Source organism: Bradyrhizobium sp. Pha-3 (assembly GCF_042258325.1).
Lineage (GTDB): Bacteria > Pseudomonadota > Alphaproteobacteria > Rhizobiales > Xanthobacteraceae > Bradyrhizobium > Bradyrhizobium elkanii.
On sequence record NZ_CP170151.1, the window covers coordinates 686,859 to 698,704 of the forward strand.

Consider the following 11,846-nt stretch of genomic DNA (forward strand, 5'->3'; position numbering starts at 1 on the left):
TATGCCCGAAGCAGCGCAAACATCGGCGATGGCGGGCAATCCGGTCTATATAGCGTTCGGCAACGCGGTCTCGACGCGGCGCAAGGCTCTTTCGCTGACCCAGGCCCAGTTGGCGAGCAAAGTTAAGATGTCTCGCGCGTCGATCGCCAACATCGAGAGCGGCCGGCAGAACATATTGCTGCACCATGTCTATGCCCTCGCCACCGCGCTTGATTTCGCGAAGGTCGCCGACCTGCTGCCGCCAATGCCGCATAAGTCCATCGGGGAGGAATTGAAGATGACGCTGGTCAATGAGAAGCTTTCGAAGGAGTCGCTGTCCGAGAACGCGGGCGCCCAGGTCGCTGATTTGATCAGCAGCGCGCTCGCGCCACGCCGCGGCTCTAAGGTCGGATCGTGAGGGACGCTGATCCAGGTCGAGCGCGCGAAGCTGCGCGCTCGATCCTTCGGGAGTTCGGCGTTTCAGCGCCGCCCGTCCCTGTCGAACGCATCATTAAATCGCGCAAGATCGTCCTTCAGTACGCACCGCTGGAGGAGGATCTTTCGGGCATGGCCTATATCAAGGACGGCATCGGCATCATCGGCGTCAATGCGCTACATCATCCCAACCGCCAGCGTTTTTCCGCCGCCCATGAACTCGCCCATCATGTGCTGCACGACGAAGACATCAGACAAGCCGTTCACGTCGACAAGGGGATACGCGTTCTCTTCCGAGATGATATCTCAGCGCTCGGAACCGAACCGATAGAGATCGAAGCCAACGCCTTCGCCTCAGAGCTGTTGATCCCCGGCGACCTCTTAGCCGCCGTCTTGGAAGGCGGTGGTGTGGATCTCGAGGACGAGGCAGCGATTGAGGGTCTCGCGCGCCGGTTTAGGGTAAGCCCGGCGGCGATGCGTTTCCGGTTGACTCGTTGGTAGCACACCCATGAGCTTCGTCTTTTTCGACACCGAGACGACGGGGCTTAAGCGTGGCTTCGATCAGATTCTCCACTTCGCCGCTGTTCGCACCGATGAAAACCTGAACGAGGTGGCTCGGTTCGAGACGCGCTCGCGCCTTCAGCCACATGTGCTTCCCCATCCTTCGGCGCTTCGGACGAACGGATTGCCGATCGAGTCGTTGACTGATTCCAGCCTGCCGTCGCACTACACCATGGTAGGAGATATTCGCCGGACCTTGATTTCCTGGAGCCCTGCGGTTTTCGTCGGCTTCAACTCCATCCGCTTCGACGAGGAGATGCTGCGCCACGCCCTCTTCCAGTGCCTATATCCGGCATATCTGACAAGTAATCATCGAAACTGCCGCGCCGATGCGCTCAGTCTGGTGATGGCCGCCGATGCCGTGTCGCCTGCGCAACTAGTTGTGCCGGTCAGCGAAGAAGGGCGGCGGACATTTCGCTTGCAACAGTTGGCGGCGGCAAATGGCGTCGCACATGCTCGGGCACACGACGCGATGTCCGATGTGCTTGCGACGCTCGAACTGAGCCGATTGGTCTATCGAAGGTCTCCGGAGTTGTGGCAGCGCTTCGTGCGCTTCTCGAACAAAGCGACCGTCGCGGATTTCATTGAGGTCGAAGACGGCTTCGTGTTGACCGAGTTTTTCGGCGGCCAAGCTTATCATACGTCGGTCGTCTGCATCGGCAGGGATCCCGATCAGGCCAATGGCCGGCTTTGCTTGAGTCTCAACGAAGACATGGGCCGGCTTGCCGCGATGAGCGATCTCGAACTGCAAGTTCATCTGACGCAGAAGCCAAGTCCGATTCGTCGCTTCAGGATCAATGCCGCGCCCACGCTGACGGCGTTCTACGACGCTCCCGAGCATATGCTGGATGGCGGTTCGATGGGCGCCACCGGAGACCGGGCCTGTCTCATGAAGGCGGACACTGGTCTGTGCGCGCGGCTTGTGGCTGCTTACATGGCTGCGCGCGAGCCCTACGCATTATCTCCGCACCTCGAAGAGCGCATCTATAGCGGCTTTCCCGGTCCTGCTGATGAGGCACGCATTGCCGCGTTCCACGATGCGCGATGGGAGGACCGCCTCGCGATCGTCCAGGGCATGGAGGACGAGCGACTGCGCTGGTTCGGGCTCCGGTTGATCTATTTCGAAGCGCGCTCGGTTCTCCCCGAACCTACTCGATTGGAGGTCGAGCGCTACTTGACCGATCAGATGACAGGCGACGGTTCGGGCTGCCTCACCATCGATCAGGCGATGGCAGAGACGGAAAGGGTGCTTGGCGAGTTCGCCAGTCCAGATGATCTTCTGATCCAATATCGCACGTATCTGCAGGATCGACTGGCGCGGCTTGAGGCCTATCGGACACGGCTGATTGCCTGAACCGACCGGTTCGGAGCGCTCAACTCAACGTCGCCTTCTCTGCGCTGAGTATTTGGTCACGGACGGAGTGCCGCGAGGACATGGCGTCAGTGTTGAGCCGACTTATGATGAAAGCGGTGGTCTGACGGTGCACCGCTGAACAGGGGAAACGCAGCGCGGTTCGCGATTTTAGCTCCCTATCATTCCGAGCACAGCAACCGAGTCGTTGTCTCGAGCGTGCCAGCGGATTGAGTCATCATATTAGAGCGCGATTTTGTTTTTCTCAAGCTAGCTCACGTTCAGTTCTTTCGACGCACTACAAATCACCAGATTTCCCCGATCCCATGCGTCAAGCTCGTCCACCGGGTATAAGACGGCTTTGCCGATCTTGATGTATGCAGGCCCAGTTCGCATTGCGCGCCAATTCCGCAGCGTACCCACGGAGACCTCGCCACGGTATCGTGCAGACACTTCCTCCGGTGTCAGGAATTTGGACTCCGTCATTCGTCTTCTCCATCACTCCGCCGCACGAAACGTCACGGTCGAGATGACTGAGATGTTGGCACCCAGAATGACGGAAGAAAACGATATTCTCGATGACCCCGCATAGCTCGCGTCAAACGCGAGCGAGTTAACGCGTCAGCCTGCGTTGATAGCCGCAAGATAGCGTAACGGAGCGTAGCAAAAATACTTGCGGCTCTCGGCCGCAGGTACACTGACCAATCGCGAAGATCGGAAGGTCGTCCTTGTAGGAAGTGTCTTTGGTTAGAAATGCCTTGAGCTGATCGTCTCCCAACCCGTATCCGTTGTCTTTGCAGGAAACGATCATGGACTCTCGGTCGTCGAGCATGTCAGCTCGAATAAATTAGACGTCGATTTCAACCAGCATGTCCGTTTCAGAGGCGTCTTCGTGCTTGCGGATAAGGAATGAGTCGGTCGCATTTGAGATCGGTTCCTCAAAAACGACATACAGGTTCGAGCTGATCTTCGTATTCTTGATGCTGCCCCTGATATCGAACGTCATTTTCGTTTCAATCGCTGACGTTGTGGTCTGTGGAGGATCGTTCTGCCGGTGTGTGGGACGTCAAGTCAAGCTGTCGTATGAAAATGGCGAAAGCACCCGCCAGTTGGCTCCGATGTTCAGTTCCCCTTGTTTGCGCGCGCACTAACTTTCCGAGCTGGTCCATCGGGTTACGCAGCCTGTTGCTCCGATGATATGGCGAATTCCGGCGGTGCGCCTTTGAGGGGAAAGCCTTCCCCCTGGTCGGCGCCGCGGTCGCCGACGCACCCCCTTCTGCGGGGAGACCCCGCAACGCCCCCATTAGAGTGAGAGGACGGATCGGCTTCGCCGTGACGGGTTGATGATCGGAGGAGAGGCCTCCGGCGCCCGTCATGGAGATTGTCCCATGACCCAAGCAGAAGTTTTGATCGCTGCCCACGACTGCGCCGGCGGCTACAAGGTGGATGTGAGTCGCGGCGAGCGCATCGGCCGCGTTTCATCCGAATGGTTCTCGCGGCCGGCGGACGAACGCTATCTGTCCTTGTCGGATCTCTACTCCGCCGTGCGCAGCCGGAGCGAGCGCAGCCGGACCCGAACGGTCGAGAGCACCGCGATCCGAGTGGAGGCCAACCGCGACGATGCCGAGCGCCTGACGCTGATGCTACCCGGTTGCGACGCGCCGATCGCGCCGACTCATTGGAGCTTCGGTCAACTTGCCAGCTTGGTCGGAGCGCCGGCGGCTTACCTCCGTCAGCTTCCGGCACCGCTCGCTGGCATCAACCTGCAGTTCGGCCTCAGCTTTCATCGAGCCGAGCAGATAAAAACGCTTGAGGTGCAGGGCAGTCGCCTCGAGCTTCGCGCCGCGACGGGTCCGGAATATGGGCGTATATTTGACCACGAACTCGTGGCAGCTGTTCAGCGCATCGCCGGCAATGGCACGGGTGACACGCGCTGGAAGGTCCCAGGCGTGCTTGATTGGTCGACTGGCGTTTACAACCCGCGCGTCGACATCACCCAGGATACGACGACGCTCTACGCCTCCGATCGCGATGTCTTCCTGTTTCTGGTCGACGACCTCAATCCGATCGAGGCCGGCCGGCTGCCCGACGGCTTGCCGGACCTCTACTTCCGCGGCTTCTACTGCTGGAATTCCGAGGTGGGCGCGAAGACGCTCGGCATAGCGAGCTTCTATCTTCGCGCCGTCTGTCAGAATCGGAATTTGTGGGGTGTTCAGGATTTCGAGGAGATCACCATCCGCCATTCGAAATACGCCGCGACGCGCTTCGCCCATGAGGCGGCGCCGGCGCTGACACGCTTCGCGAACTCTTCGCCGATGCCCTTCGTCAACGGCATCAAATCGGCGCGGGAGCGGATCGTCGCCCGGACCGACGAGGACCGCAGCGAGTTTCTGCGCAAGGGCGGCTTCTCCAAGACCGAGACGGCGAAGATCATCGACACAGTTCTGTCCGAGGAAGGCCGGAAGCCCGAGAGCGTGTTTGATTTCGTCCAGGGCATCACAGCCGTCGCGCGCGACAAGACTCATCAGGACGCACGACTCGACATGGAGGCACGGGCGAAGAAGCTGCTCGACCGCGCGGCCTGATTCCCGGACAACCGGAGATACGGAACGGTGCTTTTCCGGTTCCGAGGCTTTCCGTCTTTCCTGTTCGTTGGCTTTGCGACGCCGCCCTCCAAAGTGAGAGGGCGGCGCTGCGCTTCGTGACGAGTTGATGTCGAGAGAGAGGCTCTCGGCGCCCGTCGCGGAGTATCATCCCATGGCGACTACCGTTCGCAAGATCACCCTTTCGCCCTCGCGCGATATCCCCTTCAACAGGCTCGTGCTGAGTCAGTCGAACGTCCGGCGCGTGAAGGCCGGCGTCTCGATCGAGGAGCTAGCAGAGGACATCGCCCGCCGGGGCCTTCTGCAGGGCCTCAGTGTCCGGCCCGTCGTCGACCAGGTCGGCGCCGAGACCGGCGTGTTCGAGATCCCGGCTGGCGGCCGGCGCTACCGCGCGCTGGAGCTGCTCGTCAAGCAGAAGCGCCTCGCCAAGACCGCCCCGGTGCCCTGCGTCGTCCGCGATAGCGGCATCGCTGAGGAAGACTCGCTCGCCGAGAACGTCCAGCGCGCTCCGCTTCATCCGCTCGACCAGTTCCGGGCATTCCTGGCGCTGCGCGAAAAGGGCCAGTCGGAGGAGGAGATCGCTGCCGCCTTCTTCGTCTCCGTCAACGTCGTCAAGCAACGCCTCAAGCTCGCGTCGGTTTCGCCGACGCTGCTCGACGTCTATGCGGAGGACGGCATGACGCTCGACCAGCTCATGGCCTTCGCTGTATCTGGCGACCACGAGCGTCAGGAAGTTGTGTTCGAGCGGCTGAAGGCGTCCCACGACAAGCAGCCCTACGTCATCCGCCGCATGCTGACAGAAGGCGCGGTCCGCGCTTCCGACAAGCGGGCGCTGTTCATCGGGGTTGACGCCTATACTGCCGCCGGTGGCACGGTGCTGCGAGATCTGTTTCAGGGCGACGATGGCGGCTGGATGCAGGATGTCGCGCTCGTCGACCAGATGGTGGCCGACAAGCTGAAGGCGGAATCCGAGACGATTGCCGCCGAGGGTTGGAAGTGGACCGAGGTCGCCCCCGATTTCGCTTACGGCCACGCTTTCGGTCTGCGACAACTTCGCGGCGAGATCGTCACCCTCACTGCCGAGGAGGAAGCGGCCCGCAACGCCTTGCAAGCAGAGTTCGATCAGCTGTCTGAGAAACACGCGGACGCCGATGAACTGCCCGACGAGGTCGACGAACGGTTGTCCGAGCTGGAAACAGCTTTGGAGGGGCTCGAGAGCCGGCCGGTTGTTTTCGACCCGGCCGAGATCGTGCGCGCAGGCGTCTTCGTCAGCATTGGCGCTGAAGGCGAGCTTCGTGTTGAGCGCGGCTACGTCCGGCCCGAAGACGAACCGTCGGCGGAGCCGGAGCCCGGTCTTGCTGAAGAAGATGGTGAGGCCGAACGGGCCAAGGCCGCGAGCTACGAAGGCGGCGAGCGCAACGTGTCGGTCGAGCCCGGCGCCGAGCAGGAGGAGGACGAGGGCCTTTCGCCCATCTCCGACCGGCTGATGACCGAGCTCACCACCCATCGGACACTCGGCCTGCGTCATGCCCTCGGTGAGCAGCCGCAGGTCGCCTTTCATGCGGCCCTGCATGCTCTGACATTGAAGACCTTCTACCACTACGGCTCGGATAGCTGCCTGGAGCTGGATCTGAAGAGCGTGAGTTTCGGCGCCCAGGCGCTCGGCCTGAACGACAGCGCCTTAGCCGAGGCGATCCGCGCTCGGCACGAGCGCTGGGCGAAGGCTTTGCCGAAGGAATCGGCCGACCTCTGGGACGCACTTCAGGCGTGGGACGGCGACAGCCAGGCGATGCTCTTTGCCCATGTCGTCAGCCTGTCGGTCAACGCCGTGCATGAACCCTGGAATCGGCGGCCGCGTGCGCTCGCTCACGCCGACCGTCTCGCCCGGGCTGTCGATCTCGACATGGCTGCGGCGGGGTGGAAACCGACCGTAGACAACTTCTTCGGTCGGGTGACGAAGACGCGAATCCTCCAGGCCGTGGTGGAGGCAAAAGGGCAGCGCGCCGCCGATCGGATCGAGCATCTGAAGAAGGGTGACATGGCTGCCGAGGCGCAGACCTTGCTCACCGACACGGCCTGGCTGCCCGAACCGCTTCGCACGCTGGGCCGAGCCATTGGCGACGAACCGGCGGTCGAATCTATAGTCGAGGAAACTCCAGAGCAGCCTAGCGAAAACAAACTGGAAGACGAAGAAGAGCGGACCGCCCACAATCAGCGAGCCGGTGAGCAGATTATGGCAGCCGAATAAGCCGTCGAGAGCAACAACAAGGTCCGCTGGCGACGGCGGACCTTTTCTTTTTGGGGATGACGATGGCCGATAACGCACACGATCTCGCACGGCGTCTCGGCCGGCAGGCTGAGTCCGTGTGCCGTCACTACCTCTCTGCCGGACGACGGGAAGGTAGCTATTGGCTCGTCGGCGACGTCCGCAATACGCCTGGCCGCTCAATGTTCGTGCGGCTCAAGCAGTCGGCGAAGGGAGCCGCCGGCAAATGGACCGATGCCGCCACCGGGGAACATGGCGATTTGCTCGATGTCATTCGCGAGAGTTGCCGCCTGGTCGACTTCAAGAACGTCCTCGACGAGGCGCGCTTGTTTCTCAGCTTGCCGCATCCAGAGCCCGAGCCCAATCAGCCGCGGCTCCGCAATTCCAGCGCGGCACGAGGATCGCCGGAGGCCGCTCGTCGGCTCTTTGCCATGTCGCAGCCGATCGAACGCACACTCATAGAAGCGTATCTCCGCAATCGCGGCATTACGTCTTTGCACGAAACCGGAAGCCTGCGCTTTCACCCACGTTGCTACTACCGGCCCGACGACCACAGCCCGACCGAGACCTGGCCGGCGATGATCGCCGCCGTCACCGATCTGTCCGGCGAGCTGGCTGGCGTACACCGCACCTGGCTCGACCCGCATGGTTTCAGCGAGGCGACGCTGGGCAAGGCGCCAATCGACACGCCAAAGCGGGCGATGGGCGACCTGCTTGGTCACGCTGTTCGATTTGGCGTCGCTGGTGAAGTCATGGCGGCCGGTGAGGGCATCGAGACGATGCTGTCGCTCCGCTGCGCCCTGCCGACCATGCCGATGGTCGCAGCTCTCTCGGCAGCGCATCTCTCCGCCGTCCTTCTTCCGGATACGCTCCGCCGGCTCTACATCGCCCGGGACGACGATCCTGCCGGTGACGGCGCCATGGCGACCTTGATGGATCGGGCGCAGGAGGCCGGCATCGAGGCAATCGTGATCTCGCCACAGCTTGGCGACTTCAACGAGGATCTTCGCCTGCTCGGATTTGACGCCCTTCGGGCCGCAAGCCGCGTACAGATCGCGGCGCAGGACGTCGCGCGCTTTATGGAGCTGGCGGCATAGCCGAAACGGGATGAGGGGCGACGCGGCCGCTTCGTTACCGCACGGTCGGTGAACGTGTTTCCCCTCGGCGCCAGAGGACTGCCCCACGGCCTTCTGAGAGGGTGATCGGGCGGCAGGCGGCCCGGACCGGCAACCTCGTGGGCCGACTATTTTCCGTCGGCGGCAGAGCCGCCTTTACATCGCGAGACAAAATAGTCGGCCCCCTTCGGTCCTCCGCCAAGGCTCCGGCCCTCCGCTGCGCTGCGGGTGCAAGTCCGTTCCGCCTGCCGCTTTCGTCGCCATGAAGGCCGCGATGGGCGCGGTCGATCCGACGAGGGAAAACCGCAATGACCGCCGACCACGACAACGATTTCGAGCCGCACCACAGCTCATCCCCGACCGACCAGGTCCTCCAGGAACTCCAGCTCCATGGCTACCGTCCCTTCCACGATGATCCCGATCCCCGGGGGCTTCCTGAAGCGCGAATCCTCGCCGGCAGCGTCGCCGACATCTTCGATGCCCTGGTGGTGGCGCTGTCCGATACCCGTCTTGAGCCCGACCTCGACGACCTGCTCTGGTCGATGGTAAACGTCTTCCATCGTGCGATCGACAGGATCGAGCGCGAGCTCGACGATAACGAGCTGGCCCAGCAGCGCTCGCAGCGGGAGCAGGACGGCAGCGAAATCAAATCCGTCGAGCTGGAGCGTCTGACGGCAGAAGGGCAAACGCTGATCGAGCGACGCAACGCCTTCGAGCTGATGCGCGACCAGGCCGCCGACGAGTTCGAACGCCACGCCCATTCCGCATGGCGGCCGCGCAACGGATCGAAGGTCAACCACCGCAATCTGACGTCAGCGATGATCGACAGCCGCGATTTCCTGGCCGCGAAGAAGCGCGCCGAAAATCAGGTGCTCATGCCACGCGGACCGAAAGTCGCGCTCACCGGTGGACTCGACTTCAACGACTACCGGCTAATTTGGGCTAAGCTCGACCAGGTGCACGCCAAGCACCCGGACATGGTGCTGCTGCACGGCGGATCGCCCAAGGGCGCCGAGCTGATTGCCGCCAAGTGGGCCGACAATCGCAAGGTCCCGCAGATCGCCTTCAAGCCCGACTGGACAAAGCACGCCAAGGCCGCGCCGTTCAAACGCAACGATGCGATGCTGGAGACGCTACCCATCGGCGTGATGCACTTTCCTGGCACCGGCATCCAAGACAATCTCGCTGACAAAGCGAAGAAGCTAGGCATCCCGGTCTGGAGGTACGGCGGCTCGTGAGCGCCGCCGTACCTTGTCGTGCAGAACGACAGACGAAATGAGAGCCCAATCGTGCCATGAAATGCCTAGCTGCCCTCAGGCGTCCTGATCATAGTAATGTGAGTCATCAATGGCGCCCGACGTCTCCAGCTCCGGCCGCATATAGCCGGTTCGACCGGCCACACGCTCAAATGTTATCATCGTCGTGAAAGCGATCGAATCCCCGTGGAACGGCTTATCCGGATCGTTCTCTCCATTGAGAGAACCTGAGACATTTGCCACGAGCACATCGTCTCCGACGTCTAGGCTTACTTTGTCTATGTAAAGCTCGTCAAAAAAAGCATTCGTCATAGCCATCTCACCCGAGAGAGCGTCCTCGATCATCATGGGATCTTCTTGAATGAAGGATACATCGATATACTCCTCGAGATCTCGGGTGTACCAAACCTCACCTGAAAAGTAGCCGTTTGCGTTAAGAAAGCTCGAGAGCAGCGAAGCCAGCTCGTCAACATTGGGTAGACCTGCAGGGAGACCATTGAGGTGCTGCACGCGCTGATCCATCAAGCGCAGATCAGGCATCAGGATCGCGGCTTTATCCAAAGCCGCAAGCTGATACTTCGGCTCGGCCCTTAGAGCCGCCGCGGTACCATAGCCGAAATACGCAGCCACGATCTCGTGGGCGTGACCTGATCCGAGCTTGCCGCCGGCCAGATCGTTGAAGGTCATACGCAGAAAGTCTGCGCACTTCTTTTGGATGGTAGACATGGCAAATCCATTTCACACCGGCGTCTTAGTGGCAGTCACAAGCGCTTCATGACCACCGCGCGCCGGCAGAATGGTTGCCGTTCGGGTGTTCGATTGGGAAATCGAGATGCCGCCTTTTGGGTCGCTTGCAGCCCGGGCGATCGGCTCCTGACGCTCAATATGGTCATTTTGTCATTCGCCCGCAACCGGATTTGTGACGATTCCGGTCGCTGGCATTTGCTGCTATACTGCGTTTGCGCCGTGGTGGTGGTGGAAGGCGCGACCGTCAGACCCCTATCTCACGGAGCCCACCACCATGATTGCCTTGGGACCACTGCTTATTTTCCTCGCCATAGGCTTCTTCGCCTGGCTACTCTTCACGCTTGCGGTCTTCGCGGTGCCCGTCTTCGCCGGCGTGACGATTGGTCTTCGGGCCTTCCACACAGGGGCTGGCGCTCTGGGCGGAATCGCGGTTGCGTTCGCGGCTGGCGCCGTAACCTTCGGCATCGGCCAACTCGCGCTCGCCCTCGTGACATGGGCTTGGCTGCGGCTCTTAATCATCATCCTCTATGTCGCGCCCGCGACCGTCGCCGGTTACAGCGCGACGCATGGAATCGCCCAGATGGCGATGTCTTCGCCCACCTGGCAAACGGTCTTCGCGATCGCCGGGGCCGTTGCGGTCAGCATCACGGCCTTGGCTCGCTTCACCGGCATGGCCGCAGACGGGCCGGCAAGATAGCGCTTGACGCCGGGCTGATATCAATACCGGGGCGGGCCCGGCAGGAACCTAATCCGGCCGGATATCACGAAGGCTTCGAAGCTTACCGCCGATCGATGTGGACGCAGATACAATCAGCATCATGGGGCGTTCGAGTTCTTCGGCCAATTGCGGCATCTGCTGGATCTGCTCGCGTGTTGGGGCAAACTCCTCGATCCGCCGAATTTGAAGGCCTGCGCCGATCAGCGTATTCAAGGTAGTGCCAAGTGTCCTGTGGTATTTCAGAACGCCCTTGGCAAACCAGTCCGTCCGACGTTCGCCCTCGACGGAATATCGATTGACCGGCCAGGTTTTGCGGCCCTCCTCATCGGAAATCCAGTGCGGATGTGCCGCGGCCATGAAGATCGGATGCTCAATCGTAAAGACGAAATGCCCGTCAGGAACGAGCGTTTTGCGGATCACATGTACGAGACGGCCAAAGTCCTGAACATAGTGAAAGGTCAGTGCGCTGTAGGCGAGGTCGAAAGCCGCCTCAGGGAGGTCCAGTGTGTCGAGATCGGCGATGCGATACTCAATGGCCGTATCCGCTGTGTCCGCCCTGGCACGCTCGATCATGTTCTGCGACAGATCGAGACCCAGAACCGAGGCCGCGCCCTGCTCGCGCATCCAGCGCGAGGCCCAGCCGAAGCCACATCCGAGATCAACGACACGTTTCCCGACCAAATCGGGCAGCATGGCCCGGATCGCCGGCCATTCAGGAGCGCCGTCCAGCCCATGCACCTGCCGGGGCAATTGGCTGTAGCCAGCGAAGAAATCGGGATTGTCGTAGATATTCTGCGCCATATCTGCCTGCTATT

12 protein-coding genes are annotated in these 11,846 nt (G+C 61.4%); 8 read left to right on the top strand and 4 right to left on the bottom strand.

Annotated features, from left to right (window positions below):
- Position 1: 1 nt before the first annotated feature.
- From ACE10X_RS03150 to ACE10X_RS03160, 3 genes are read left to right on the top strand one after another with little or no spacing between them, the layout of a single operon-like run.
- Complete coding sequence (locus ACE10X_RS03150; protein ID WP_011082902.1) at positions 2-397, top strand: helix-turn-helix transcriptional regulator; 396 nt, start codon at positions 2-4, stop codon at positions 395-397.
- Positions 394-915 (top strand): ImmA/IrrE family metallo-endopeptidase, encoded by a 522-nt coding sequence (locus tag ACE10X_RS03155; protein ID WP_011082901.1) that lies wholly within the window; start codon positions 394-396, stop codon positions 913-915. Before ACE10X_RS03150 ends, ACE10X_RS03155 begins: the two co-directional genes overlap by 4 nt.
- Positions 916-922: 7 nt before the next feature.
- Positions 923-2,329: an exodeoxyribonuclease I gene (locus ACE10X_RS03160; RefSeq protein ID WP_011082900.1), complete on the top strand. Its 1,407-nt coding sequence runs from the start codon at positions 923-925 to the stop codon at positions 2,327-2,329.
- A 267-nt stretch (positions 2,330-2,596) separates the two neighbouring features.
- On the opposite strand, the gene ACE10X_RS03165 is transcribed toward ACE10X_RS03160, so the two are convergent.
- Both ACE10X_RS03165 and ACE10X_RS03170 read right to left on the bottom strand, forming a co-directional pair.
- The gene (locus ACE10X_RS03165; RefSeq protein ID WP_011082899.1) at positions 2,597-2,812 is read right to left on the bottom strand and encodes an AlpA family transcriptional regulator; all 216 of its coding nucleotides are present in this window, start codon (positions 2,810-2,812) and stop codon (positions 2,597-2,599) included.
- Between the two features lie 361 nt (positions 2,813-3,173).
- Positions 3,174-3,332, bottom strand: coding sequence for a hypothetical protein (locus ACE10X_RS03170; RefSeq protein WP_016839828.1), 159 nt, complete (start codon positions 3,330-3,332; stop codon positions 3,174-3,176).
- A gap of 382 nt (positions 3,333-3,714) precedes the next feature.
- Here ACE10X_RS03170 and ACE10X_RS03175 point away from each other — a divergent pair, with 382 nt between their 5' ends.
- The 4 genes from ACE10X_RS03175 to ACE10X_RS03190 all read left to right on the top strand — a co-directional run bounded on the left by ACE10X_RS03175 (position 3,715) and on the right by ACE10X_RS03190 (position 9,548).
- Entirely contained in the window at positions 3,715-4,911 is a 1,197-nt protein-coding gene (locus tag ACE10X_RS03175; protein WP_026192137.1) for a hypothetical protein, read from the top strand.
- 172 nt (positions 4,912-5,083) lie between these two features.
- Complete coding sequence (locus ACE10X_RS03180; RefSeq protein WP_014490278.1) at positions 5,084-7,177, top strand: ParB/RepB/Spo0J family partition protein; 2,094 nt, start codon at positions 5,084-5,086, stop codon at positions 7,175-7,177.
- A gap of 56 nt (positions 7,178-7,233) precedes the next feature.
- Positions 7,234-8,292: a toprim domain-containing protein gene (locus ACE10X_RS03185; protein WP_011082896.1), complete on the top strand. Its 1,059-nt coding sequence runs from the start codon at positions 7,234-7,236 to the stop codon at positions 8,290-8,292.
- Between the two features lie 326 nt (positions 8,293-8,618).
- Positions 8,619-9,548, top strand: coding sequence for a DUF2493 domain-containing protein (locus ACE10X_RS03190; RefSeq protein ID WP_011082895.1), 930 nt, complete (start codon positions 8,619-8,621; stop codon positions 9,546-9,548).
- Positions 9,549-9,623: 75 nt separating this feature from the next.
- On the opposite strand, the gene ACE10X_RS03195 is transcribed toward ACE10X_RS03190, so the two are convergent.
- On the bottom strand, positions 9,624-10,292 hold the full coding sequence (locus ACE10X_RS03195) for a hypothetical protein (RefSeq protein ID WP_011082894.1): 669 nt from the start codon (positions 10,290-10,292) through the stop codon (positions 9,624-9,626).
- 295 nt (positions 10,293-10,587) lie between these two features.
- Between ACE10X_RS03195 and ACE10X_RS03200 the strand changes: the two genes are divergently transcribed.
- The gene (locus tag ACE10X_RS03200) at positions 10,588-11,010 is read left to right on the top strand and encodes a hypothetical protein (RefSeq protein ID WP_014490276.1); all 423 of its coding nucleotides are present in this window, start codon (positions 10,588-10,590) and stop codon (positions 11,008-11,010) included.
- Positions 11,011-11,058: 48 nt separating this feature from the next.
- Here ACE10X_RS03200 and ACE10X_RS03205 read toward each other — a convergent pair whose 3' ends face one another.
- Positions 11,059-11,832 (bottom strand): bifunctional 2-polyprenyl-6-hydroxyphenol methylase/3-demethylubiquinol 3-O-methyltransferase UbiG, encoded by a 774-nt coding sequence (locus tag ACE10X_RS03205; protein WP_011082892.1) that lies wholly within the window; start codon positions 11,830-11,832, stop codon positions 11,059-11,061.
- Positions 11,833-11,846 lie beyond the last annotated feature (14 nt).